Source organism: Neorhizobium sp. DAR64872/K0K18, from assembly GCF_050500175.1.
Classification (GTDB): domain Bacteria; phylum Pseudomonadota; class Alphaproteobacteria; order Rhizobiales; family Rhizobiaceae; genus Neorhizobium; species Neorhizobium soli.
Genome location: NZ_CP191446.1, coordinates 2521714 through 2545837, shown reverse-complemented (window position 1 = coordinate 2545837; position 24124 = coordinate 2521714). Strand labels below are relative to the sequence as shown.

Below are 24124 nucleotides of genomic sequence, written 5' to 3'. Positions count from 1 at the left end.
GGGACGTAATGAAAGACGATACCGAAACGACGAACCCGGTCGTGGCCGATGTCAGGGACAAGGATGCCAGCTCGGCAATTGCCGTCGCCGGGCACCCGCTGCATGCGATGAGCGTGCACTTCCCGATCGCCCTTGCCTTCATAACGCTTGCGGTCGATGCGCTGTTCTGGTGGTCCGCCGATCCGTTCTGGCTGCGGGCCGGTCTCTGGAGTTCCGGTGGCGTCTTTTTCTTCGGTCTCGCAGCCGGTGCTGTCGGCACGATCGAGCTTTTGTCGGTGCCGGGCATTCGCGGCCGCGTCGCCAGCTGGGCACATGCGATCGCCGCGGTGACGCTCATCGCCTGCGCCGGTCTCAACTGGGGTCTGCGGGTCACTGGCGCCGGCGACGTGTTGCCGCATGGAATTCTTGTGTCTCTGCTCACCTGCATCATGACGGGCATGGCTGGATGGCATGGCGGCAAGCTGATTTTCGATCATGGTGTCGGCCTCATGGTATCGGCCAAGGACTGATGCGCTCGGCAAGCGTGCGCAGGCCGCCCGGGCGCATGAATTCGCCGGGCAATTCCAGTCCGATAAACGGTTTGGCGAGTGCGACGAAAACGATTGCTCCGACGACCGCGGTGGTGACGATGGTTGCCGCAACAAAGCGCCAGACGGGATACGTCTCTCCCTCCTTGAAAAGCCGGATGATGATCAGGCCGGTCAGGACATGCAAGATGGCAAGCAGGCCAACGAACAGCAGCTTGATCGAAAACCAGCCAGCAAACGTCTGCTGTCCAAAAATCAGAGCCGTGCCGCTGGCCACCGCCACGAAAGCCGCGGGCGAAATGATCGCCACATAGGCGTAGCGTACGATCATCTGAAGACGGTAAAGCGCATCCTTATCCTTCACATGGGCACGTTGCACGTAAAGGCCCGGCAGGCTGATCAACCCGGCTGCCCAGATGGCAATCGTGGTGATGTGAACGAATTTCAGGAATGCGATGATCAATACCGGCCCAATGCATGACGGATGTGGTGCAAGCGTGCGTAAATGGAGCCGTGTACCCGTCTTTCCAGGACACGAATCTGTGAGGACCTCGTAGCGGCCGTCCGTGCGCGGGGAGATCGAAGGCTGTGGGACTATCCGAGCAACCCGTCGCGCCCGAATTCTTCCCAGCCCGACAGGCCCGCGCCCTCGTTGTCATCAGCCGTTTTTCCAGCCGTCGATTGGCGTTTGGCGGCGGTCTTCAGCGATCGGGTCAGCTTCGTCTTGAGCGCGGCCCGCCGTCTGTTTTCCGCCGCCATCGCCTTGTCGTCCTCACGCCACTCGTCGACCGTGCCACCGTCGAGGAGTTCTTCGACGAGGCGGGGATCGAAGACATGGAAGGTGATCTTCTTCGCGCGTCCCGCCAGCCGCACGGTGCGAGTTCCGGCGCTGGGCAAGCGGCCATCGGTGAGCCAACGAAGTCGCTCGGTCGGGGAGATCGTTAGGATATCCTGGATTTCGCGCGGTATCACGGCGAGGCTTTCGATGCCGACGAGCGCTTGGCTGACAACGCCCGACACAAAACGGAATTCGGTCTTCGACGTCTCGGGCATCGCAAGCACAAGGCTGCCTCCATCGAGATCCAGCAACTTGCGCGACGCCATAGGCAGGCGCGCGCGGATCTCCAGCAGGATCCCCTTGGCGCGGACCGCCGAGCCGAGCGTTGCCTTGGGAGGCAGGGGCCACTGTTTGAACAGTTCCGGCGCCTCATTCGTCTTTTGTTTTGGCATCAGGGATAGATGGTCCGCGGGGCCTCTAGCGTCAATGCCGATTTCGGCTGTAGCACGCCGGATGAATGCCTGGTGCGAAATGACTCATCTGAGGTCCTGCCAGACGAGCAGTGCCTTCAACTTGTTAGGAACACATTCTCATGACATGGTCTGCGCATCGGCATTGCTGATGAGCGTCGGGCTATTCGATGTTCGCAACTGCCGCTTTCGCTTCCTACCTTTGACCACGGATGTACTGGCACCGGTGAATGAAGCGACGATGAGGAAGGTCGGTGCAATTTTGCCCGGCCTTTTTTCATTCTAAACATACCGAAAGACAATCATGAAAAAGACCGATGCGGCGCTGCTTCTCAAGAAGGCTGAGCGACAGATTGCGAATACCAGCGGCGGTGGTCATCTCGGTGGCACAAATCACGGCCAAGGCTATGATGCCAAGACGACCGGCGCGCACAGCCAGGGCCGCAAGGCGTCGCCCCGCGGCGGCTCCGCCAAGAAGTAAGCGGGCTACCACACTATTGATCAGACCCGTCGTTCACCACGGCGGGTTTTGTCGTTTTAGGGGTTGGGTATCTTCCCCCTCCATCGCTGCCCGTCTTGTTTTGACGCCACCTCAGGCGATGCGGGACGCGGTTCGCACCGGCTCTGGCCGAACCGCCGCCGGACTGCACACGAAAGTGTAATCGCCGAGGGGCAATCGTTGCCGCGGGTTTCCGGAACGATTTGGAATGGCTGTGGTTTCGGGTGGGATCAATCAGGAATACCCATGCCGCGCCTGAACTTCGCCGTCCCGTTCAAATCTGCATCCATCTTCTTGATGATGCTTCTGTCCAGCCCGGCTCATGCCCTGGATGCCTCGGGAGCGCGCGCTGACCTGCGCGCGCCAAAACCGGTTGCAGGGCCGATCGAGGCGGGCGTCCCTCTTGTCGATCAGGCGAAAGGAGAAGTTGCCATCAAAACCTCTCAAACGAAACCGCGTCGTCTGGTGATTTTCCTGCACGGCATCAGAGGCTCCGGTTCGGTCATGGCGGCCATCGGCAATTCCTGGCAGTCAAGCCTGATGGACACGCGGTTCGTCGCGCCGGATGCGCCGTTTGCGCATCGATCCGGCGGTCGTCAGTGGTTTGCGGTCGACGATCAGGTGCTGCGGCCGGATCGTATCGAAGGTGCCAGAAAGGCTTTCGACAAGCTGATGGCCGGCATCGTCGAACGCGAAGGTTTCAAAAGTGATCTGGAAAGTGTCGCCTTTGTCGGCGTGTCTCAGGGTGCAATCATGGCGCTGGATGCCGTGTCCTCCGGGCGCTGGAAGGTCGGCGCAGTCGTCAGTATCGCCGGCCTGTTGCCGCTGCCGCCCAAGGCCTCGGCCTCGAAGATACCGGTTCTTCTGATGCATGGCGAGGCGGATCAGACGATCCCGTCCGTGGCATCCGTTGCCGCCGCCGGCCAGCTGCGGGGCGCGGGTTACGACGTTACTTTGAAACTCTATCCCCAGGTCGGGCACACGATCTCGTCCGAAGAGGCGAGGCAAGCCGTGCTTTTTCTGCGCGACCGGTTTGATCGCTAGCAACAAGCACGGGGCACCGTTCGGGTGCTAAGGTCGGTCCTCGTCAAACTGCTCCGCGTCCGGCAGCGCGGCAAGCCATGGCTCCCGTCGTTTGATCCAGAGTTCGTAGGTCGGCACGATACCCGAAGGCGCGTCGTGCAGGCTTCCGAGCTTGACCTCGGCCTCGTGCTCGTCGCAGACGAAAAGCCGTGAACCGCACGACGGACAGAAGCGCCGTCCCCCATGTTCGGCCGTCGTTCCTTCACTCAAGAAAGCATGAGCAGGCCAGATGCCGAAATAGGTGAAAGCCGATCCGCTCTCCTGACGGCAGTCGGTACAGTGACAGAGCCCAACCCGCGTGGGTTCGCCCGCCACACTGAATGTCACCTTGCCGCAGAGGCATCCACCCTTTCGCACGACCGTCATGACGACCTCCTCCAGAATGCGCTTCGTCTTTGTCCGGAACATCATCGTCCGGTGCTGGTTCAAATTGCAAGATTTAAAAAGGAACCGATATGACCCAACTGACCGACAATTTCATCGCTGCCCTTCATCGTCTGGAAAAGTCCAGCGACGTCGATGCCATCGCCCGCCTGTTCCGCGACGATGCTGTCCTGTCCAACCCGTTGTCGATCCATGATTCAGCCGAGTCGGGAGCCGCACAGACGTTCTGGACGGCCTATCGCGCCGCGTTTTCAACGATCGAGTCCGAATTCATCAACGTCGTCGAAAACGATGGCGTCGCGATACTCGAATGGCGCAGTGACGCGGTTGTCGAGGGGCAGTCCGTGGCCTATTCAGGCGTCAGCGTTCTCGAAAGCGATGGCGAAAAGATCAAGTCGTTCCGGGCCTATTTCGATCCTCGCGAGCTTGTCGCCAAAGTCGATACCCGTGCGGTTGATGCAACGCCGAGCGACGTTGAGCCCGCCTGACTTTATGTCGAGATCGTCATCGCTGCCAAATCCCGTCTGCCAAATCCCGTCTGCCGAAGCCCCGTCAGACCAGGGCGGCAGCGTTCTCCCGGGCGCTGTTCAGGCGCCTGGTCTGGATCTTGCCATGAAGCTCGAACCGCACGCCGTCGAAGTTGTAGAGGGTCTTGCCTTCGCCTTCAAAATACGCGGGCACGATCTTGTTGGTCAGCCGTGATCCAAATCCCGTCCTGGCCGGAGCCATTACGGGTGGGCCCCCGGTTTCCTGCCAGACCAAATGGAACGTCCCATCCGCAGTCACTTCCCACGAAATTCCGATCCGCCCGGTCTCTGTGGATAAGGCGCCGTATTTCACGGCGTTTGTCGCAAGTTCGTAGACCGCGAGCGAGAGTCCGATCGCCTGCTGCGATGCCACGTAGAGGTCCGGCCCGGAGATCACCGCACGATCGGACCGATCGAGATGCGCTGCAAGGGCTGCCTCGACGATCCCCCGGACGGGGGTGTTGTCGGCAGAATCGTGCAGAAGTTCCTGCGCGCTCCCAAGCGCGGCGATCCGGTCCGAGACGGTGGCCCTTGCCTGGTCGAGGCTGCTTGCCTGACGCAGCGTCGAGGAAACGACCGCGGCTGTTACCGCAAGCGTATTCTTGACGCGGTGTACCAGCTCGCGCTGCAATGCGCGCTGGTTCCTGCGGGCGAGCACTCCCGGCGTTGCGTCGAGGGCGATGTTGATCATGCCCTTGATCTCGCCCTTCTCGTAGAGCGGGCTGTAGGAAAAGGTCCAGAAGGTCTCTTCGTCGTATCCGTTGCGCCGCATCGTCAGAGGAAGTTCCTCGGCCCAGGTTCCATCTCCCGACAGCGCCTGGTTGACGAAAGGCTCGATATCCGGCCAGATTTCCGACCAGACCTGTTTGGCAGGCTGACCGAGGGCGCCGGCTTCCTTTGCGCCCAGAAGCGGTGCGTAGGCATCGTTATAGAGGATGTTGAGTTGCTCCCCCCAGAACACGCAGATCGCATGCTTTTGGCCCAGCATCATTTCGATGACAGAGGTCAGCGCTTCGGACCATGACGAAATCGGTCCCAGCGATGTTGGCGACCAGTCGTATTCAGCCGTCAGCCTCGCCATCCGGCCGTTGCCAATATTGGACAGAGGTCTTGTCATCTCGTGGTTCTTTCGCGGTGGGCGATCTCGATGTACCTCATTCAGATCGTTGAAGATAATCCCAATTCGAAGAGCGCGACGCTGAGCTGGCGTTCCGAGATCGGTTTCGACAGGAAGCGTGCTCCCTGCGGTAAACTACCCTGATCGGGCGAGAAACGTCCAGAGATGACGATGATTCTGCATTCCGGCCACCGCGAAGCCGTCAGGTTTGCGAGTTTGATGCCGTTCATCGATCCCGGCATGTCGATATCCGTCAGCATCGCCTTGACCGGAATGCCGGCCTCCAGAAGCGCAAGCGCCTGATCGGCATTGGCGGCTTCGACCACATCGAAGCCGCTGTCGCTGAGGACGTCCGCCAGATCCATGCGGATCAGGCCGTCGTCTTCGACCACGAGGATGGGATGATGTTTCATCAATGTTCCTGCTGGAAACCCTGGAGGTCTGCGTCAATCCGGAAGGTGAGACCTGAAGGCTGGAATGTGAAGGCGACGGTACTGTCTGCGGTCCCGTTGAGCCCGGCATTGATCAGACGCAAACCGGAACCGGGGCCTTCGGGTTGTTGCACCGGCGGTCCGCCTGTCTCGGTCCAGATGAGTTCGAAGCGATCCGATTTCGGGCCGGCGATCTTCCACTGGATATTGACCCGCCCGTCCGGAAGCGAAAGGGCTCCGTATTTGACCGCATTCGTCGCCAGCTCGTGAAGGATCAACGAGAGAGAGAGGGAAGGGCGCGAGCCGACCTTGATATTCGTGCCTGTAACGGTGATGCGGGGATTTGCAGGGTCGTCGTGAAGGGACGTCATCTTGTCGACGAGCTGCGTGACAGTCGAGGCGCCCATACCGCCTAGCAGAATGGTATCGTGGGCGGCGCTAAGGACGGCGATCCGGTCCGATAGGCGGACCCTGGCGCTGGCGAGGTCTGTCGAATTTCTAAGCGTCTGCGATGCGATCGCCTGCACCATTGCAAGCTGGTTTTTCAGGCGGTGCCCCAGTTCATGCGACAGCTGTGCCTGTTTTTCCTCCTCCGCTCGAAGCTCCGTGACATCGATTGCCTGAACGAGAATGCCGATGACCTTGCCGTCATCCTCCACCATGGGCTGATAGGCGAGATCGATGACCCGGTCCTGCTTTTCGCCGGCGGTTCCTCTGTTCAATTCGATCCGAAGGTTTTTCGCAACGAAGGGTTCGCCCGTCTGGTAAACTCTGTCGAGGATGTCGATGTAACCCTGGCGGACCACTTCCGACACGGCCTCGGCGACCGTCTTGCCGATGATGTCGCGGCCGCTGCCGATCATCGAGTAGTAGACTTCGTTGGCGTATTCAAAGACGTGATTGGGTCCGGTCAGCATGGCGATACCGCCGGGGCTGAGTTCGAAGACTTGCTCGAAGCGCTCTCGCAGGGTCCGTTCGGCGTTTCGTGCCGCCACGGTCGATGTCTGCTCGGTGCAGGCGCAGAACATTCCCAGCACCGTTCCCCAGGGGTCTCGGACCGGCGTGTAGGAAAAGGCGAAATGTGTCTCTTCTGGAACGCCGTTGCGATGCATGACGAACTCGATATCGTCCATCGACGTACCTTGTCCGGCATAGGCTGCAGAAATGATCGGCTCCACCTGATCCCAGATGTCGTGCCACAGTTCGCCGAAGGGTTTTCCGAATGCGGCCGGATGCCGCTTGCCGCACATTTCGGCGTAGCCGTCGTTGTAGAGCGTCGTCTGTGAAGGGCCCCACACGATCAGCATCGGTTGCAGCGACCCGAGCATGACGTTCACCAGAGTCCGCAACTCCACGGCCCAGCGATCCTTCGGGCCTATATCTGAGGATTCCCAGTCATATACGTCGAATAGATTTCGACACTCTGGATTGGTTTCCAGCGTCAATTCCTTACCGTCCTTCATCAGCGCGCGCACAGGAACGCGGTTACCGGTCGTTTGTTCCAGGTGCTAGAAGAGTGTTCTACGGCCGCCCATAAATCATAACTTTCCCCTGCTTCCAATGGCTGGGAAGCAGGTAGCAACGACGGAGCTGCTTCGTACGGGGGCGGACTGAGCGGATCAAGCTCAGCTCATGGAGCGGGCGGCGATGTAACCGCAGGCGCTGGCGATGCCCGTCAGGACTGTTCCCCAGATCATGTCGATGACGACAAGCGAGGCCGGCCAGTTTTTCAGCGTCGAGAGATTGGTGATGTCATAGGTGCCGTAGGCGGCCAGACCGAGCAATGCGCCACATCCGATCGCAACCCACAAGGAACCTCCATCGAGACCCGGCTTTACCGCCAGGATGACGATCGCAACCGCGAAGAAGAGGTAGAAGATCGCAGCGATCCCGAGATTGGGAGAGGGAAGCATGAGGTCGCCGAGTTTTTCCCGGTACATCTTGCCGGCAACAAGGCCGAGCCACACAGCGTCGATTGCGAGAAAGGAAACAAGAGTGGCCACATAGGCAATGGCGAGAGATTTCATGAGGCGTTCCACATCAGGGTTGAAGTGCAGAGATAACCCTGTGTTGTTCACCTTGTTCCGCCCGACCAATGTGGTTGTGATCGCAGGCGGCGAGGACCGTTTGCGCAGCGGTCAATCGACGACTTTCTCGAGACGGAAATAATACCGGCGTGGGTCGCCTTCGATGATCATCTTGCCCGCGATCTCTGTATCGGAGATCCGCCGGAAAATGTCGGTAATCGGTTGCTGGTCGTAGACCATCGCAGCAGTCAACACGTCGCGATCCATCCTGTTTTCCAGGGATGCGGTGGTGGATTTTGCGCGCACGCGCGGGCGTATGTGGGAAAAGAGGTTCACCGCGCTCGAGGTGCGGCCGAACCTTGCAAGCCGGATTGCCCACCGGATGGGAAACACTTTCGGGTCGACTGCAACCAGCCTGCCCGGTGCGCTCTCAAACAGCAGCGCATCAGCCCGCCCGTCCGGATGGAAGCGCTTTCCGAACCAGCGCAGGTTTTCAAGGACGCCATCGAGCGGATGGCCGGACGGGTGGCCGCGGCCTCTCCACAGGCCGACCATGTCCTGTGGCCTGACCGGCTCAAGGGACGCGAACCACTCGGCGCTTTCATCCTGCAATGCCTGCGCTGGGCTTTTTGTCATTATTTTCGCGGTCCTCAGCCGCCGCCCGGCGAAACGCTCTCGTCATCCGTATCCGGCAACGAGCCTGTGCCAGGCGTCTTGCTCTCATCCATCAGTTCAGGCTTGGCGTGCGGACCGGCGGCGGGGCTATCCGATGTCGCCGGCGCTTTCTTGCCAGTTTCTTCGACGGCTTCCTGAGCGTTCTTGTTATCGTCCATGATATCTCCCATTCGGCTGCTACAAGACTGTAGAGGCTCAGTCAGGAATGGGTGGGCACGGCAAAATGTTCCACGGGGGCCGTTGTCCGCCGCATCACCGGTTGGCAAAACTCTGTGTCAACGGCCTGAGCGCGCGTCCGTGTCCAGGCGCGATCGAATCGCGGCGGCCATCTCTACGGCTTCTTCTCTGGCATTGTGAAAATAGCTGATAAGGCCCGGCGTCATGCCGATGAACCAGAGGCCTGGAATATCAGGGCCGCTCGGGGATGGGACGTGACTGTTCTCGATGGCCAGTTCGCCAAGAAGCGATTGATGCTGCGCGCCGTAACCGGTCGCGTAGATGATCACATCCGGGGCTGTCACCACGCCGTTCTTGTGCAGAACGGTGCCGGCTTGCGTGAATTCGACAACTTCGCCGACAACCTTGATGCGGCCTTCACGTACGGCCTTGATAGCGCCGTCATCCACCGGGATCGCCACATGATCGCGGGCAAGCCGCGTTGCGGCCTTGTGCGATGATCTGGGAAACCCGAGCTTGGTCAGATCCCCGAAGGCCATGCGTTCCGTCAGCGAGATCGCGATATCGACCAAAGGCGTGGGAAGACGTGCCAGCCATGGCGAGAATTTATGGACGGCCACGCCGAACAAACGCTTGGGAAGAACCGATGAACCGGTGCGAACGGAAAACCAGCAGTCGGCCAGACCGACCTTCGCCAGGTGATTGGCAATGTCGAACCCCGAATTGCCGGCGCCGACGATCAGCACCCGCTTTCCCCGGTACTGCTTCGCATCCCCGAAGTCGCAAGCGTGTATGCTTTGTCCGCCGAAGTTTTCCGCACCCTTGAACAGAGGCTGCCACGGATCGCCATCGCGTCCTGTGGCGACCACGACGTTGCGGCACAAAACCGGACCGGCGGATGTTGCAAGATGGAAGACGCCGTCGCGTCTGCTCAACGCCTCAACCGAAACGCCGTGTTCAATATCAAGGGCGTTGTCACGGGCAAACTGTGCCAGATGAGCGGCAACAACGTCCCGTTTGGGAAAAGCCGAGGTTCCGCTCGGGTATTGCAGCCCCGGCATGTGGGAAATGTCGCGATGTGTGTTGAGAGAGAGCTGCGGATGGCGCTTGCGCCAGGTCGATCCGACCTGCTCTTCACGGGCAATGATTCGGGCGCGGATGCCGCGCCTTCCCAGCTCACAGGCGGCGGTCATTCCAGAAAGCCCGGCACCAATGACCACGACATCTTCGATTTGGAGAGGCTCAGCGGGCAGATTCATGGCCAGACAATGCTGAAAAACATGCGCTGCTGCAACACCCAATCCTGAAACAGCGGGGAGATGCCCTCCCAGTTTAGAATATCTCTATGTACCGTAAGACGCGCATGCCAAAAGTACGGACATCGACTTTGAGGAAAATCGTATGGCAGGCCTCCGCGGGTATATCGACTCGGTTCTTGACCGTGGCCTTCCGCATCTCGCGTCCGCTCAGTTGTCAGATGAACGCAGGATGGAGCTTTGCCGGCAACACGGCGACTTCTCGCTGGCGTATTCGACGGCGGTTCAGAAGAACCTCAGCCACTTCGGCGACGACAAGGGATATATCGCCTACGCGACGAAGATGGGGCACATGTTTGCCTTGGGCGATCCTGTCGCCGACAAGGCCGATCGTGCCCGGTACGTGTCTGATTTCGTCGCAGCGGCCGAACGTCCCTGTTTCGTGCAGATCGGCCGGCAGACGGCAGAGACACTGTCTCGGCTCGGCTACCGGATCAATCAGATGGGCGTCGATACCCGTCTCGTGCTCAACGAGCATTCGTTTGCCGGAAAGAAGAACGAGACGGTCCGCTATTCGGAGCGGTGGCTGCTGAAGAACGGTTACCGGATTGTCGAGTGTGACGGCAGTCTGGCCAGGCCCGACCAGATCAAGGCCGTTTCCGAAGAATGGCGCGCTGGCCGCATCGTCCGTCGGCGGGAAATGTGTTTCCTGAACAGGCCGTTCAAAGCCGAGCTGTCGGCGCATATGCGCCGGTTCCTGATCCTCGATCCGCAAGGCGAAACCATCGCCGTGCTCGATTTCGATCCAATTTTCGATGCGGGGCAGGTGACGGGATACACGTCCACGTTCAAGCGGAAGAAGACAGGGACGACCCCGCATGCCGAGATCGGTCTGACGAAGTTCGCGACGGACCGCTTCAGGGAAGAGGGCAGGTCGCTGGTGACGCTTGGGCTTTCGCCCCTTGCGGCGATCACGACAAGCGGGTTTGCGGAAAGCGCGTTCTGGCGCGGCAGGTTCGAATATGCCTACAAGTCGCCTGCCATCAACAAGAGGATCTTCAACCTGCAGGGACAGGCGGCATTCAAGCGCCGGTTCCATGGCGCCGAAGAGCCGACCTACATCGCCTTCAAGCGTCGCAGCCCGCTGGAGATGCTTGCTCTTTTGAGACTGCTCAAGACCCTCTGAGCCGAGGTCACTTCTTAGCCGGCTTTCCGTAAGCCGCAGAATAGGCGAGGGCCACGAAGGCTCCGCCGATCACATTCCCGATCGTTGCCGGCAGCAAGTTGCCGAAGATGTCGCTGGTGCCCAACAGCGCCGTCGAGGGTTCAAGCATGCCCTGGACGAGAGTGGCATAGGTCAGCAGATACATGTTGGCGATGGAGTGCTCGAAGCCTGCCGCGACAAATGCTGCGACCGGCAGAAGCAGACCGAAAATCTTCTGCGTGACCGTGTGGCCCGCATAGGCGAGCCAGACACCGAGACAGACAAGCGTGTTGGCAAGGATGCCGCTTGCAAGCGTCGTTGCGAACCCCTTGGCAGTCTTCGTTTCAGCAAGCTCGACTGCCGCGCGACCGACCGCTCCGTCGCCGGCCTCATGCAAGCCGGCGAAAACCGCGACGACAGCGAGCGCAATCGAACCGGCGAAATTGGCCAGATAGACAGTCGTCAACGCCCCCGCCGCCCGTCCAGCGGGGATCCGTCCGGCAACCACCGGACCGATCATCAGTGTGTTGCCGGTAAACAATTCCGCGCCGGCGATCATCACCAGTGCGAGGCCAAGCGAAAACACCGTGCCGGCGAGGATCTGCGCGACGCCGAAGGGAAGGCTGTCGGCGCCAGCCAGTGCCACCGTCGCAAACAGTCCACCGAAGCCGATGTAAATGCCGGCAAGCATGCCGAGAATGATCATCTTACTGAGGGGAAGGCCGGCTTTGTCCTCGCAGGCAGAAAAGACCGTCTCGCAAAGGTCGGGCGGTGGTGGCAGTGAATTGGTGTCCGACATGACATCCTCCTGTCGATCGTGTCCGGCGAGGACGTAGATGAGACAGTTGACGGATCCGGGAAGGGCACGATCCCGTGAGCCTGTTTTAAGGAGGGTGTCGTGCGCCTGCGTCCTTAGAGGTCGGACGTGGTTCCACTCAGTTTCGCGCTGAGAGCGTTTATGGTCGCCAAGGTCGCGTTGACTTGAGGCTGATCCATGCCGACGGCATCAACGATGCACTTCGTCACGGCGTCCGACTTCTCCTGCAGGGCGCGGCCTTTTTCCGTCAGGTAGATATCGACGCGGCGCTCGTCGTCGTCCCTGCGCATCTTTGTCACGAGACCCATCAGCGAAAGCCGCTTGATCAATGGCGTGGTCGTGCCGGAATCGACGCCGAGCCTTAGCGAGATCTCGCCCACGGAAAGGCTGCCCTCGCTCCACAGAAGCTTCATCGTGAGAAACTGCGGATAGGTCAGCCCCGTCGGCGCCAGCGCAGTCCGGTAGACCCGGTTGAAGGCCTGTTCGGCTCTATAGACGGCGAAGCACAGCATTTGGTCGAGTTCAACCGATGCCGGTTTTTCAGGGATATCTGTCATTAGCGCAATCTATATTGTGCGCAAGGTAATTGCAAGCAATTGACATGCACTGCCGAGAGCGATATCAATGGCGTGCAATTGAGTTGCGAATTAAGAAAATTGATCCGCCCCAACCCAGGAGAAGACTATGTCTGTCGACGCGAAGTACAAGACCAGCGCAACTGCATCCGGCGGTGGCCGTGACGGCAAGACGGCGCTTTCCGACGGGACGCTGGAACTGCAGCTGGTCGTGCCGAAGGAACTCGGTGGCCCCGGTGGTGATGGCGCCAATCCGGAGAAGCTGTTTGCACTTGGATATTCGGCCTGCTTCCTCGGCGCCCTGCGCGTCGGCGCTACGCAGCTGAAGACCAAGGTTCCGGATGGTTCGACCGTTGATGCAACCGTCGGCATCGGCCCGCGCTCGGAAGGTGGCTTTGGCATCACCGCTGCCCTGGATGTTTATCTGCCGGGTATGTCGGAAGCCGACGCACAGAAGCTCGTCGAGGTCACCCACGACATCTGCCCGTATTCCAACGCGATCAAGGCAAGCGTCGACGTCGATTTTACGATCCGCACCTGATCGAAAACGGAAGTCGTTCGATTGGGAAAATGTGATGGACGGCTCTGGAATAACGCCGCCCACCAGTAAATCTATCTGACAACTATCGCAGGCGGCCGGCAACGGTCGCCTGTCGGTTTTGGCCGCAACTCGCCGTCGCCGCATCCCGCAAGCGGTGTCCGCCGAAAATCAGCATCTGTAAATTAGTATCTGAAAAAACAGCATTATCTGGAACATAAGGCCATCGTCCCGGTTAGCTAGCCATCTAAACCGGAGACCCAACATGAAGTCCTCAATGTTTGCGAAAGCACTTCCTCTCGCACTGGTAATGGCCGCCCCGCTTGCCGCCCCGTCGTTTGCGCAGGAGATGGCAAAACCCACCACAGATATGCAGGCGGTGCTCGACAAGCTTGGTGCGCTAGACGCCAAGCCGTTTTCGAGCTTGAGCGTTCCGGAAGCCCGCACACAGGCAAGCCCTGCCGATGCTGCGAAGGCTGTCCAGTGGGAAAAGCGCCTGTCGTCCAATCCCGAAGCCCAGGTGACCACCAAGGACATCACCATTCCGACGGCTGAAGGCGGTATCGCCGCGCGCGTCTACATGCCGGCCGGCAAGGGTCCGTTCCCCGTCGTCGTCTACTATCACGGCGGTGGCTGGGTGGTTGCCGACCTCAACGTCTATGACGGCGCACCGCGTGCCCTCTCGCTCGGCGCCAAAGCCATCGTCGTCTCCGTCGAGTACCGTCATGCGCCGGAGCACAAGTTCCCGGCTGCTCATAACGATGCCTGGACGGCGTATAAGTGGGTTGTCGAGAACATTCACGACATGAACGGCAACTCCGACAAGATCGCGGTTGCGGGCGAAAGCGCGGGCGGCAACCTGGCGGCCAACGTCGCCCTGATGGCCAAGGAGATGAAGGCGAAGCAGCCGGTTCACCAGCTTCTCGTCTACCCGGTCGCCGGCAACGACATGGAAACGGCGTCCTACAAGGAAAACGCCAATGCCAAGCCGCTCGGCAAGGCCGATATGGAATGGTTCGTGAAGAACACGGTCACGTCCATGGATGAGACCAAGGACCCGCGCATCAACCTCAACGGTCGCTCCGACCTTGCAGGCGTTGCTCCGGCAACCGTGATCCTCGCCCAGATCGATCCGCTGCGCTCCGACGGTGAGACCTATGCGTCCAAGCTCAAGGACGCCGGCGTTGCGGTAAATACCAAGACCTATAACGGCGTGACACACGAGTTCTTCGGCATGGGCAAGGTGGTTCCGGAAGCCAAGCAGGCACTGGATCTCGCTGTCGCCGATCTCACCGCAGCCTTCGACAAAGCCAAGTAAGGAGAGCCCCTATGAACAAGATGATTTCAGCCTCGCTCGTATCGCTCTCGCTTCTGATGTCCTCGGCAAGCTTTGCGGCACAGCCCGCCAGCGCCGACAAAGCCGCTGCCGCGTTCAACGTCGACAAGGCTTCCTTTGTCAAAGCCGTCACCAGCTCCAACGCCTTCGAGATCGAGTCGAGCAAGCTTGCCGAACAAAAGGCCAAGGATGCCGACGTGAAGAAGTTCGCGTCAGAGATGATCAAGGATCATACGATGGCGGGCGAAGAACTCAAAAAGGCGGCCAAGCTCGGAGACGAGGCACCGGTTATGTCGCCAAAGCACGCGGCCATGCTTGAAATGCTGAAGGGTGCATCTGACCAGGACTTCGAGCCGCTCTATATCGACATGCAGGCAACAGCGCATATGGAAGCGGTCAGCTTGTTTGCGACCTATGCCAAGGGCGGTGACGATGCGGCGGTCAAGGAGTTCGCGGCCAAGACTCTGCCGAAGCTTGAAACGCACAAGATGCACGTGACGAAGCTCGTCGCGGCTCACTGAGGCGGGCAGCATCTGGAGCCTGCGTCTCAGCAGGCCGGGTAAATGTCGAGACGTTTAAAACAATGGCCGCTCCGGAAACGGGGCGGCCATTGTTGTTCCAGGGGTCGGGGGAGAGGCGATTCAGGCTGGAACGGGTGACGATCCTGCGGCCGTTTTCGGCAATGTGATGGTTTGGCGCAGTCCCTTATCGTCTTGATTGCGAAGCGCAATCTTTCCGCCATAGAGCTGTGCGAGTTCGTTGGCGATCGTCAGGCCGAACCCATCTCCAGCGACCGTCTCATCCATCCGCACACCCGGCAGAAATGCCTTCTCGATCGTATCGTCGGAGATGCCGGGGCCATCGTCTTCGAGCGTGATGACGATCGAGCGTCCGTCCGTGCGGGCATCGATCGCGACAAGGCTGCCGGCCCATTTGAACGCGTTGTCTAGGAGATTGCCGACGATCTCGTCGAAATCCTCGGCCGCACAGGCAACCGAAATTTGCGGCTCGATCGTGCATTGCACCGAGATGCCCCGGTCAGCGTGGATGCGCGACATGACGAGCACAAGATCGTCTATGCGGGGGTTCACCTGCGTTGCCGAAACGGTGCCGCTGGAGGCAGTCTTGCGGGCACGGGCGAGATGGTGGCGGATGCGCTGGTCGATCCTGTCGACCAGATCGCGCATCTCGTTGGTGGGATCGTTAGCGCCGTTCAAGGCTAATTGCAGGCTTGCGACTGGAGTCTTCAGGCCGTGCGCGAGGTTTGCGAAATGCAGGCGCGTTTCGGCGAGCCTCTCGGCATTCTTGTCCACGAGGCGGTTGATCTCGCGGGATGCGGGCTGCAACTCCTCGACGTCCTGATCCGGCAACCGCGGCAGCGCGCCTGCGGAAATGGATGCGATGTCTGACGTCAGTTGTCTCAGCGGTCGAAGCCCGTAGCGGACCTGCAGCAGGATGCCGCCGACGAGAACGCCACCCAGAAGAAGCATCGCAGGAACCAGCCACAACAATGCCCGCCCGGCGGGTGCGCTCAGGGAAGATTGCGGCGCCGATGCAATGATCTCGACCGTCCGATCTCCGACCATCGTTTCCAGCGTGCGCAGATACAGTGTCTCGTCGCGGAAGGCGATGCGATCGGCCGGTTGTGGCTTGGGCCTCGCCGCGTGGCGCCAGTCGAAAGGGCGAGGCGGGCTTTCCAGGGTTTCCTCGGCCAGCGAGCGGGAGGTTATGCGGGTCCGATCCTCGGACACCTGCCAGTACCAACCGGAGCGCGGACGATCGAATGGCGGGCCGTCGAGGTCTGCAGAGAGGACGACGTCGCCCGCACTGTCGGTGGTCAGCGCATTTCGCAATCCCTCGATCTGGGTGTCGAGCCGCTGATCGATCTGTTCCCTCACCACGCCCGCCACGATCAGGTAGAGAATGACGGATGCGACGATCACCGTCGCCGTCACGAAGATGATGGAAAAGCCGGCCAGCCGCCGGGCGATCGACGCCTGGCCGGATAGGTTGAGCCCGCTCATGGCGCTGCCGTCAGCATGTAGCCGCGGCCGCGAACCGTTTCGATCAGTTCCGCGCCGATCTTGCGGCGCAGTCGCGCGACGATCACCTCGATCGAATTGGAATCGACCTCGGCATCGCCTTCGTAGACGCGCTCGATCAGCTCGCGCCGATCGACGATGACGTCCTTGCGCAGGATCAGGCAAGAGAGCACGCGCCATTCCAGCGCGGTCAGCTTCAGCGACAGGCCATTGAACTGGAAGGTGCCGAGCTGGGCGTCGAACTCCAGGGGACCGCAGAGGATTTTGGAGGATGCATGGCCCGTGGCGCGGCGGACGAGGGCGCGCATGCGCAGCACCAGTTCCTCGATCTTGAACGGCTTGGTGAGGAAATCGTCGGCGCCCGCCTTGAAGCTCTCGACCTTGTCCGGCCATCCGTCGCGCGCGGTCAGGATCAGGACGGGGAGGGTGCGGCCCGCGGCCCGCCACGATTTCAGAACCGACACGCCATCGATCTTCGGTAGGCCCAGATCGAGAATGGCAACGTCGTAGAGTTCGGTCAGGCCTGCGTGCTCGGCATCCTCGCCGTTCTTTGCAATGTCCACGACAAAACTTTCGGCCCGCAGGCTGGCTGCGATGCGTTTGGAAAGATCGGTGTCGTCTTCGACCAGAAGTACGCGCATGTGCAACCCGTTTGCCGTGGTGGAGAGACGCTGTCCTATGGCGGCAAGGCTTAACTCAAACTGAACCACAAGGTTCAGGCTGTTATCGGTCGTCGGCTGATAAATCTCTCCTGGCATACCAAAACAGGAGAAGACCATGTCAATTTCGGACAACAACACGACCGTCGATCAGAAGGATGGTTCGGCCGACAAGCCGCATGCACCCAAGCCCCCGCACAAGACCGGCAACGGGCGCATGGCAACCTTCGGCGTCACGGCCTTGGCGATCCTTGCCATCGGGGCCGCGGCCGGAGCCGGCGCAATGAAGCTGACCGGGCCGAGCGTCGAGCTTGCGCCCATGAACCCGGTCGCCATCTCCGCCGTCAAGGAGGACAGCCTGGTGACGGTTAAGGGGACGGTAGCCGAGGTATTCGGCAACAAGTTCGTCGTTCAGGACGACAGCGGACGGGCACTGGTTGAAACCGGGCCATCGGGTGACGACGGCAAGCTTGTCGATCTCAACGAAGCCGTCAGCGTCCAGGGTCGCTTCGACAACGGCTTCCTGCACGCGACCTATATCGTTCGCCAGGACGGCAGCATGGAAGCGCTCGGCCCGGCCGGCGGCCCTCCGCGTCACGGACCAGCTGGTGGCCCTCCGCCTCATGGCCCGGCCGGCGTTCCTCCGTATGACGGTCCGCGCGGTGATATGCCGACACCCCCTGCGCCAAAAGGGTAAAGTTCTGGTTGCGAAACCTGGTGGCGGAGCCCTGACGGCAGGGTTGTAACAGGAAAGCGTTGCCCGATCTTCTTTCGGGCACGCTGGAACCCCGAGTCCGCCACCGGCGTTGGACGCCACAATTTTCAAGCATGTAGCATGATGAAGCGAGGCTGGCATGCGATCCAACCTACAGACAGGCCTGACTGATCGATCCCTGGTGGCACTTGCCGTCCTCAACTTCTTTCTCGCCGACGCCCGCGACGGGCTTGGACCGTTTCTCGACGGGTTTCTCGCTACCCACGGGTGGTCGCCGATGACGCTCGGCTTCATCGCCACGCTTGGCGGTGTACTCGGAATGATCGCGACACCGCTGTTCGGCGCATGGGTGGACGCCTCCAAGCGTAAACGCACGCTCATCATCATCCCGGTGATCCTGGTGACGGCGGCAGCCTTGTGGACGCTTGCCAGCCCCGGAAACGCATCGGTGTTCGGCGGTCAGTCGGCAACCGCCATCGTTGGCGCCGTCGTCGGTCCGGCGCTGATGGGGCTGACGCTTGGCCTTGTCGGCGAAAAGGCGTTTTCCCGTCAGGTGTCGCGAAACGAGTTCTGGAACCATCTTGGCAACGTCGTCTCGCTCGCCGGCATCTATTTAGCGACGGTCTACTTCGGCGTCAGCGGTGTCATCGGATTGATGATCGTTACGGCGGTCGCCGCCATTCTGGCAGCGCTTGCGATCGACCCGGAGCGGATCAATCACAACGCGGCGCGCGGTCTGGCGCATGACGATGGAGCGCCCGGTCCCTCCGGCTATTCCGTCCTCGTGGGCAGCAAGGGGCTGATCCTGCTTGCCGTGACGCTGATGATCTTCCACTTCGGCAACGCGCCGATCAGCCGCCTCATTGCCCAGGACTTCTCGATCCATCTCGGGACGCCGTTCCAGACGACGGCGGTGACGACAGGCGTGTCGCAGCTGTCGATGATCGTCATGGCTTTAGCGGCGCCTTTCCTGATCCGACGGTTCGGGCTGGCGACGGTCTTCCTCATCGCGCTGCTTGCATTGCCGATCCGCGGTGCGATCGCAGGCTCCTTCAGCAATTTCGCTGTGATCTATCCGGTGCAGATCCTCGATGGAGTTGGCGCAGGCCTGATCGGTATCGCGACCCCGATTGCGGCAGAACGGATCCTCGCGGGGACCGGTCGTTTCAATGTCGGACTGGCTGCGGTCATGACCGTTCAGGGCATCGGCGCGTCGCTGAGCAACGTGGTGGCCGGCTGGCTGACGAATGTCGGCGGCTATGCGCTCGCCTACTGGGTGCATGGCGGCGTTGCAGCGCTGGCGGTTGCGGCCTTTCTCACCGGGCGCAAGAGGATTGCCCCTTCCCAAAAAGGTGCGAACAAGGCAGGAGACGATCGCCAGATCCCTGTCGCACCATAATCGTTTCGGTTGGACCATCCATGAACGCATTGACCATGACCTGGAGCATCGCCGGCTTGACAGCGCTCGGCGTCATTACCCGGCCGTTTGCCTGGCCGGAAGCGATATGGGCCGTGCTCGGCGCATCGCTCCTTTTGATGTTCGGCCTGATCGCCCCCTGGGATGCCTGGGCCGGTGTTGCCAAGGGGCTCGACGTCTACTTGTTCCTGATCGGCATGATGCTCTTATCGGAACTCGCGAGACGGGAAGGGCTGTTCGACTGGCTGGCATCGATTGCGACCGCCTATGCGAAAGGCTCGCCGAAGCGATTGTTCGTCCTGATCTATGGGGTCGGCATCGTCGTCACCGCGTTCCTGTCGAATGATGCGACCGCGGTCGTGCTGACGCCTGCCGTTTATGCGGCGTGCCGCACGGCAAAGGTGAAGGATCCGATGCCCTATCTTCTCATCTGCGCCTTCATCGCCAATGCCGCAAGCTTCGTGCTGCCCATCTCCAACCCGGCCAATCTGGTGATCTTCGGCGGCGGAACGATGCCGCCTCTGTCGCGCTGGCTCGCCACGTTCGGTCTTCCCTCGATCGTCTCGATCGTCGTTACGTTTATCGCACTTTATTGGACGCAGCGCTCGACCATCGCGGCCGACAGCGTGTCCCCCGTGGTTGAAAGCGTGCCGCTGTCGCATAGCGCAAGGCTGACGGGGATTGCCTTGTGCGCGACGGCGGTCCTGCTGCTCGGCGCATCGGCATTGCATTTCGATCTCGGGTTGCCCACCTTTGTGGCCGGCTGCATCGCGACGGCGGCTGTTCTCGCGATCACCCGGCAGAACCCTGTCGAAACGCTGAAGGGCGTGTCCTGGAGCGTGCTGCCGTTGGTGGCCGGCCTGTTCGTCGTGGTCGAAGCCTTGAACCGGACGGGCCTGATCGATGCATTGGCGCATCAGCTGACCCAGAATGCCTCGCTTTATCCCGCCCAGACGGCAGCGTTCGCCGGCACGGTCGTGGCGCTCGGCTCCAATCTCGTCAACAATCTGCCGGCCGGCCTCGTTGCCGGAAGCGCCGTGGAACTGGCGCATGTGTCCGACAAGATCGCCGGCGCGGTGCTGATCGGCGTCGATCTCGGCCCCAACCTCTCGGTCACCGGGTCGCTCGCGACCATTCTGTGGCTGACGGCGCTGAAGCGCGAAGGGTTGCACATCGGCGCCCTGAGCTTTCTCAAGCTGGGCGCCGTCGTCATGCTTCCGGCGCTCGCCCTGTCGCTTGCAGTCCTTCTCATCCAATGAGGCGCTGGCGCGCTTTGCGGGCTAGTCCATCAATAGACCATCGCATCGAGGTCGGAGATCAGCGTTGGGCCGGTCGGGTGCCAGTCGAGCTTTGCTTGTGTCTTTGCGCTCGACGCCCTCATGTCCAGACCGACGAACCGTGCCATCGCGCCAAAATGCTCCGAAGCCTCGTCGGCTGAGAGGGAAACAACAGGGGCATTCAAGCCGCGACCCAGCGCTTCGGCGATGAGGCGCATCTCCACGCCTTCTTCTCCGACCGCGTGATAGCGCGCACCTGGTTCCGCTTTCTCGATGGCAAGGCGGTAGAGGCGCGCAACATCGCCAAGGTGACCGGCCGACCAGCGGTTCGTTCCGTCCCCCACGTAAGCTGAAACGCCTTTTGCTCTGGCAATGTCGAGGAGCGGCGAGATGAGGCCCTGCTTGAACGTGTTGTGGACCTGCGGCAGACGGAGCACGGAGACGTTGATCCCTCCGTCCAGAAGCCGGTTTCCAGCGCGCTCAGAAGCAATGCGCGGGTTTGGGTGATCCGTATCGAAGACGTCTTCGACAGCGAGCTCGCCTTTGCCGCGCGCGCCCATCGCGATGCTCGAGGTGATCAGCAGCGGGCGGTCGGAGCCGGTAAGGGCTGATCCCAGCGCTTCGATGACCCGCCGGTCCTTTTCGCAATTCTCGGCGAACCGTTCGAAGTTGTGGTCGAACGCCGTATGGATGACGGCATCCGCATTCCGGGCGCCGCGTTCGATGCTTTCGAGGTCTTCGAGCGTCGCCAGATGTGGCTCGACCCCTGATGCGATCAGCTTTTCGGCGCCTGCCTGCGAGCGGGTCATGCCGATGACTTCGTGGCCCGCGTCGAGAAGTTCAGGAACCAGTGCCGAGCCGATGAAGCCCGTGGCTCCGGTGAGAAACACACGCATTGTCATTCTCCAGTTGCTTTCACACCGGGACTATCTGCGCTCTTGTTATTCCGTTAAAGTAGTGACCGTATCAGGGTATAATTGCTAACAGGGTATCGATGCCGGACATCACGCCGAATTCATTGGCAGCGTTTCTGAAAGATCGCCGCACGAGGCTCGACCCTGCTGCCTTCGGGTTTTCGGGACGACGACGGACGCCTGGGCTGCGCAGGGAGGAGGTTGCTCAACGCGCCAATATCAGCCCGACTTGGTACACGTGGCTGGAGCAGGGCCGCGGCGGCGCGCCCTCGGCGGACGTTCTGAACCGGATCGCTTCTGGGTTGATGCTGACGGAGCCGGAACGCGAACACCTTTTCATGCTCGGTCTCGGACGGCCGCCGGAGGTTCGCTACAAGTCCACGGAGGGAATCACGCCCAGGCTCCAGCGTTTGCTGGATACGCTCGATGCGAGCCCCGCTTTCGTCAAGACCGCGACATGGGACGTGGTGGCGTGGAATGCGGCGGCGGCCGTGGTTCTGACCGACTACGGGAAACTGCCCGAAGGCCAGCGAAACCTCCTGCGACAGATTTTCTCGAGCCCGTCGCTCCGCGCCAAGCAACATGACTGGGAAGGGCTCGCCCGGTTTGTCGTCGGCGCCTTTCGCGCCGATGCCGCACGGGCCGGTGCGATGTCGGAGGTTTCGGATCTCGTCGACGAGCTCTCGAAGTCCAGTCCGGAATTTGCGGCATTCTGGGGTGAAAACGACGTGAGGCTTCAAAGCGATGGCCTGAAGCGGATCGAACATCCGGATCTCGGCACGGTCGAGCTGGAATATTCCGCATTCTCCGTCGACGGTCGTCCGGATCTCGGGATGATGGTCTACAACCCGGTCGATCCGGCGATGGCCGCGAGAATCCGGCAGCGCGTCGCGGAGCGTTCGGCGGCCACGAAATCCTGAACGCTTGATCTTACCAGGGAATACCGCTTCCGTCATACGCGACGAAGGAGCCGGAATTATCCGGGGCGAGGCTGTCCAGCGTTGAGAGGATCGACGCTGCCGCCTGTTCCGGGCTGACCGTGTTGTGACCGCGTGAATAGGGGTCTGATAGACCCGTGCGAACCGTCCCCGGATGAATGGCGGTGATGACCGCTGCCGGATGGGTGCGGCCATATTCGATTGCAACGGTGCGGACGATCTGGTTAAGCGCCGCCTTGGCTGATCTGTAGGACACCCAGCCGCCGAGACTGTTGTCGCCGATCGATCCGACGCGGGCCGACAGGAATGCCGCGATCGAGCGGGTTTCGCGATCGAAAAGGGGGAGGAAGTGTTTTGCCACAAGCGCCGGGCCGACGGCATTGGTGCGGAACTGGGCCATCATCGTATCGGGATCGAGTTGCCGCAGGGACTTTTCCGGCCCGCGGCCATCGGTCGTGAGGATGCCAGTGGCGCAGATGAGGAGGTGGATCGGCTTTGCCGAGATCGAGCCTGCAGCGTCAGCCACGCTCGTCTCGTCGGCGAAGTCCAGACCGTCGCGGCTGCGGGAAAAGGCGATCAGTTCGCCGAGATGCGGCTCGTTTTGCAGACACTCGCAGATCGCGGAACCGATACCGCCGCTTGCCCCGATCACTGCCGCACGGAACCCGTTCGGCAGCGATGCGAGAAGACTGGTTTCAGTGCCTGCCATGTCTGACATATCCGAGATACGCGCGTGTAGGTCGCTTCTTCATCGCACTATGCCCGAACTCCACGGTATTGGGTAGGCGTCGTCAGTCGGAGTTGATGGTCGGCAGATGGGTTTCGACTTCTCGCAGGCGCGCGGCTTCGAGCGGTTCGATCTGCGTCTTCCAGAACTCGTCTGCCTCGGCCGGTTCGTCATCCCACTTGCGGACGTCGGCGATGTTGTCATCGAGCTTCGCGCGGCGTGTGCCGCCGAGTTCGAGATACTTCATCGCGAGTTTCTTGGTCGAGGTTTCCTGATCGGTCATGAACCGGTTCCTTCCCGTTGCGTCAATCGTGTGCCAAGTCGCCTCGACCCCGCTCAAGCGCTGTCGCAAGCGCTCGTAAGATCGGACCTTGAGTTAGATTAACGGCGCCCCGGTCATCCTGTTCCTGCCGCTGCACGTTTCCGGTGCAAGATATCGGCGGGTCTGGAACAGAAGCCAAGCTCGCCAGTTGACCCGCGTCATCAAAAGGAGAAATCGCATGGCTCACATCGAAGACGAACACGAGAAGGTCTGGGACCTTGCGGAGAAGATCGGATTTTGCATGCTCACGACCCAGTCGGGTACGGATCTGCGGGCACGGCCGATGGCGGCCTATGCCGAGCGTCTTGAGAATGCGTTCTACTTTCTGACGGATGTGGCAAGCCACAAGGACGAGGAAATCGCGCGCTACCCGAACGTTTGCCTGGCGTTTGCCGATTCCAAGGGCCAGAAATACGTGTCGATTTCGGCGACCGCAGAAGTCCAGAACGACCGCGAAAAGATCCGCGACCTCTGGGCGACACCGGCAAAGGCCTGGTGGGACAGCCCCGAGGATCCTTCGATCCGCGTCCTGAAGATCACGCCGTCAGCAGCGGAATACTGGGATAGCCCTGGCACCGTCATCAGCTACATCAAGATGGCAGCAGCCGCCGTTTCCAGTTCGAAGCCCGACATGGGCGACAATGCCAAGGTTCAGATGTAACCTTCATGGCGGACGGGCAACCGTCCGCCAT

30 protein-coding genes are annotated in these 24124 nt (G+C 60.8%); 13 read left to right on the top strand and 17 right to left on the bottom strand.

Features of this window, described 5'->3' with window-relative positions; genetic code table 11:
- Positions 1–8: 8 nt before the first annotated feature.
- Entirely contained in the window at positions 9–509 is a 501-nt protein-coding gene (locus ACQY1P_RS18025) for a DUF2231 domain-containing protein (RefSeq protein WP_062460587.1), read from the top strand.
- On the opposite strand, the gene ACQY1P_RS18020 is transcribed toward ACQY1P_RS18025, so the two are convergent.
- Positions 487–990: a CopD family protein gene (locus tag ACQY1P_RS18020; RefSeq protein WP_180215467.1), complete on the bottom strand. Its 504-nt coding sequence runs from the start codon at positions 988–990 to the stop codon at positions 487–489. The genes ACQY1P_RS18025 and ACQY1P_RS18020 overlap by 23 nt on opposite strands.
- A 131-nt stretch (positions 991–1121) precedes the next feature.
- Positions 1122–1757, bottom strand: a complete 636-nt coding sequence (locus tag ACQY1P_RS18015; protein WP_430242549.1) for a hypothetical protein — start codon at positions 1755–1757, stop codon at positions 1122–1124.
- Between the two features lie 322 nt (positions 1758–2079).
- Between ACQY1P_RS18015 and ACQY1P_RS18010 the strand changes: the two genes are divergently transcribed.
- Together ACQY1P_RS18010 and ACQY1P_RS18005 are read left to right on the top strand one after the other, a co-directional pair.
- A complete protein-coding gene (locus tag ACQY1P_RS18010) occupies positions 2080–2256 on the top strand; it encodes a hypothetical protein (RefSeq protein ID WP_165699875.1) in 177 nt (58 codons plus the stop codon).
- Between the two features lie 264 nt (positions 2257–2520).
- A complete protein-coding gene (locus tag ACQY1P_RS18005) occupies positions 2521–3318 on the top strand; it encodes an alpha/beta hydrolase (RefSeq protein WP_430254752.1) in 798 nt (265 codons plus the stop codon).
- A gap of 27 nt (positions 3319–3345) precedes the next feature.
- Here the strand turns inward: ACQY1P_RS18005 and ACQY1P_RS18000 are convergent, their stop codons facing one another.
- Positions 3346–3723, bottom strand: a complete 378-nt coding sequence (locus ACQY1P_RS18000; protein ID WP_430254750.1) for a GFA family protein — start codon at positions 3721–3723, stop codon at positions 3346–3348.
- An 89-nt stretch (positions 3724–3812) separates the two neighbouring features.
- On the opposite strand from ACQY1P_RS18000, the gene ACQY1P_RS17995 reads away from it, so the two are divergent.
- A complete protein-coding gene (locus ACQY1P_RS17995) occupies positions 3813–4229 on the top strand; it encodes a nuclear transport factor 2 family protein (RefSeq protein WP_430254748.1) in 417 nt (138 codons plus the stop codon).
- Positions 4230–4293: 64 nt separating this feature from the next.
- On the opposite strand, the gene ACQY1P_RS17990 is transcribed toward ACQY1P_RS17995, so the two are convergent.
- The 7 genes from ACQY1P_RS17990 to ACQY1P_RS17960 all read right to left on the bottom strand — a co-directional run bounded on the left by ACQY1P_RS17990 (position 4294) and on the right by ACQY1P_RS17960 (position 9954).
- A complete protein-coding gene (locus tag ACQY1P_RS17990) occupies positions 4294–5385 on the bottom strand; it encodes an HWE histidine kinase domain-containing protein (RefSeq protein ID WP_430254746.1) in 1092 nt (363 codons plus the stop codon).
- A 41-nt stretch (positions 5386–5426) separates the two neighbouring features.
- Complete coding sequence (locus ACQY1P_RS17985) at positions 5427–5798, bottom strand: response regulator (RefSeq protein ID WP_062455024.1); 372 nt, start codon at positions 5796–5798, stop codon at positions 5427–5429.
- Entirely contained in the window at positions 5798–7171 is a 1374-nt protein-coding gene (locus tag ACQY1P_RS17980) for a PAS domain-containing sensor histidine kinase (RefSeq protein WP_162238002.1), read from the bottom strand. Before ACQY1P_RS17980 ends, ACQY1P_RS17985 begins: the two co-directional genes overlap by 1 nt.
- Positions 7172–7441: 270 nt before the next feature.
- The gene (locus ACQY1P_RS17975; protein ID WP_092659988.1) at positions 7442–7843 is read right to left on the bottom strand and encodes a DUF2177 family protein; all 402 of its coding nucleotides are present in this window, start codon (positions 7841–7843) and stop codon (positions 7442–7444) included.
- A gap of 111 nt (positions 7844–7954) precedes the next feature.
- Complete coding sequence (locus tag ACQY1P_RS17970) at positions 7955–8479, bottom strand: GXWXG domain-containing protein (RefSeq protein ID WP_430254744.1); 525 nt, start codon at positions 8477–8479, stop codon at positions 7955–7957.
- A 14-nt stretch (positions 8480–8493) separates the two neighbouring features.
- Complete coding sequence (locus ACQY1P_RS17965) at positions 8494–8676, bottom strand: hypothetical protein (RefSeq protein ID WP_062582515.1); 183 nt, start codon at positions 8674–8676, stop codon at positions 8494–8496.
- A 117-nt stretch (positions 8677–8793) separates the two neighbouring features.
- Positions 8794–9954 (bottom strand): flavin-containing monooxygenase, encoded by a 1161-nt coding sequence (locus ACQY1P_RS17960; protein ID WP_430254742.1) that lies wholly within the window; start codon positions 9952–9954, stop codon positions 8794–8796.
- Between the two features lie 142 nt (positions 9955–10096).
- On the opposite strand from ACQY1P_RS17960, the gene ACQY1P_RS17955 reads away from it, so the two are divergent.
- Entirely contained in the window at positions 10097–11137 is a 1041-nt protein-coding gene (locus tag ACQY1P_RS17955) for a phosphatidylglycerol lysyltransferase domain-containing protein (RefSeq protein ID WP_062582519.1), read from the top strand.
- A 7-nt stretch (positions 11138–11144) separates the two neighbouring features.
- On the opposite strand, the gene ACQY1P_RS17950 is transcribed toward ACQY1P_RS17955, so the two are convergent.
- Positions 11145–11954, bottom strand: a complete 810-nt coding sequence (locus ACQY1P_RS17950) for a formate/nitrite transporter family protein (protein ID WP_430254740.1) — start codon at positions 11952–11954, stop codon at positions 11145–11147.
- A 113-nt stretch (positions 11955–12067) separates the two neighbouring features.
- Entirely contained in the window at positions 12068–12529 is a 462-nt protein-coding gene (locus ACQY1P_RS17945) for a MarR family winged helix-turn-helix transcriptional regulator (protein ID WP_082472002.1), read from the bottom strand.
- A gap of 127 nt (positions 12530–12656) precedes the next feature.
- Between ACQY1P_RS17945 and ACQY1P_RS17940 the strand changes: the two genes are divergently transcribed.
- The 3 genes from ACQY1P_RS17940 (at position 12657) to ACQY1P_RS17930 (ending at position 14942) form a co-directional block, all read left to right on the top strand.
- Positions 12657–13088, top strand: a complete 432-nt coding sequence (locus ACQY1P_RS17940; RefSeq protein ID WP_062582523.1) for an organic hydroperoxide resistance protein — start codon at positions 12657–12659, stop codon at positions 13086–13088.
- A gap of 262 nt (positions 13089–13350) precedes the next feature.
- Complete coding sequence (locus ACQY1P_RS17935; RefSeq protein ID WP_197978013.1) at positions 13351–14403, top strand: alpha/beta hydrolase; 1053 nt, start codon at positions 13351–13353, stop codon at positions 14401–14403.
- An 11-nt stretch (positions 14404–14414) separates the two neighbouring features.
- Entirely contained in the window at positions 14415–14942 is a 528-nt protein-coding gene (locus ACQY1P_RS17930; protein ID WP_430254738.1) for a DUF4142 domain-containing protein, read from the top strand.
- 120 nt (positions 14943–15062) lie between these two features.
- Here the strand turns inward: ACQY1P_RS17930 and ACQY1P_RS17925 are convergent, their stop codons facing one another.
- Positions 15063–16445, bottom strand: coding sequence for a sensor histidine kinase (locus ACQY1P_RS17925; RefSeq protein ID WP_430254736.1), 1383 nt, complete (start codon positions 16443–16445; stop codon positions 15063–15065).
- Positions 16442–17104, bottom strand: coding sequence for a response regulator transcription factor (locus tag ACQY1P_RS17920; RefSeq protein WP_062455050.1), 663 nt, complete (start codon positions 17102–17104; stop codon positions 16442–16444). The genes ACQY1P_RS17925 and ACQY1P_RS17920 overlap by 4 nt, the downstream gene beginning before the upstream one ends.
- Before the next feature lie 136 nt (positions 17105–17240).
- Between ACQY1P_RS17920 and ACQY1P_RS17915 the strand changes: the two genes are divergently transcribed.
- From ACQY1P_RS17915 to ACQY1P_RS17905, 3 genes are all read left to right on the top strand, one after another.
- Positions 17241–17819: a hypothetical protein gene (locus ACQY1P_RS17915; RefSeq protein ID WP_430251169.1), complete on the top strand. Its 579-nt coding sequence runs from the start codon at positions 17241–17243 to the stop codon at positions 17817–17819.
- Between the two features lie 157 nt (positions 17820–17976).
- Positions 17977–19236 carry an MFS transporter gene (locus ACQY1P_RS17910; RefSeq protein WP_430254734.1) on the top strand — a complete coding sequence of 420 codons (1260 nt, stop codon included), beginning with the start codon at positions 17977–17979 and terminating at the stop codon, positions 19234–19236.
- 20 nt (positions 19237–19256) lie between these two features.
- A complete protein-coding gene (locus ACQY1P_RS17905) occupies positions 19257–20513 on the top strand; it encodes an arsenic transporter (protein ID WP_325262912.1) in 1257 nt (418 codons plus the stop codon).
- 29 nt (positions 20514–20542) lie between these two features.
- Here ACQY1P_RS17905 and ACQY1P_RS17900 read toward each other — a convergent pair whose 3' ends face one another.
- Positions 20543–21427, bottom strand: coding sequence for an SDR family oxidoreductase (locus ACQY1P_RS17900; protein ID WP_325262911.1), 885 nt, complete (start codon positions 21425–21427; stop codon positions 20543–20545).
- A 98-nt stretch (positions 21428–21525) separates the two neighbouring features.
- Between ACQY1P_RS17900 and ACQY1P_RS17895 the strand changes: the two genes are divergently transcribed.
- Complete coding sequence (locus ACQY1P_RS17895) at positions 21526–22365, top strand: helix-turn-helix transcriptional regulator (protein WP_325262910.1); 840 nt, start codon at positions 21526–21528, stop codon at positions 22363–22365.
- Positions 22366–22375: 10 nt separating this feature from the next.
- Here ACQY1P_RS17895 and ACQY1P_RS17890 read toward each other — a convergent pair whose 3' ends face one another.
- The gene (locus ACQY1P_RS17890; RefSeq protein WP_430254731.1) at positions 22376–23092 is read right to left on the bottom strand and encodes an SDR family oxidoreductase; all 717 of its coding nucleotides are present in this window, start codon (positions 23090–23092) and stop codon (positions 22376–22378) included.
- 82 nt (positions 23093–23174) lie between these two features.
- A complete protein-coding gene (locus ACQY1P_RS17885; RefSeq protein WP_062455061.1) occupies positions 23175–23393 on the bottom strand; it encodes a hypothetical protein in 219 nt (72 codons plus the stop codon).
- A gap of 217 nt (positions 23394–23610) precedes the next feature.
- Between ACQY1P_RS17885 and ACQY1P_RS17880 the strand changes: the two genes are divergently transcribed.
- A complete protein-coding gene (locus ACQY1P_RS17880; protein WP_062455064.1) occupies positions 23611–24093 on the top strand; it encodes a pyridoxamine 5'-phosphate oxidase family protein in 483 nt (160 codons plus the stop codon).
- The last annotated feature ends 31 nt before the right edge of the window (positions 24094–24124 follow it).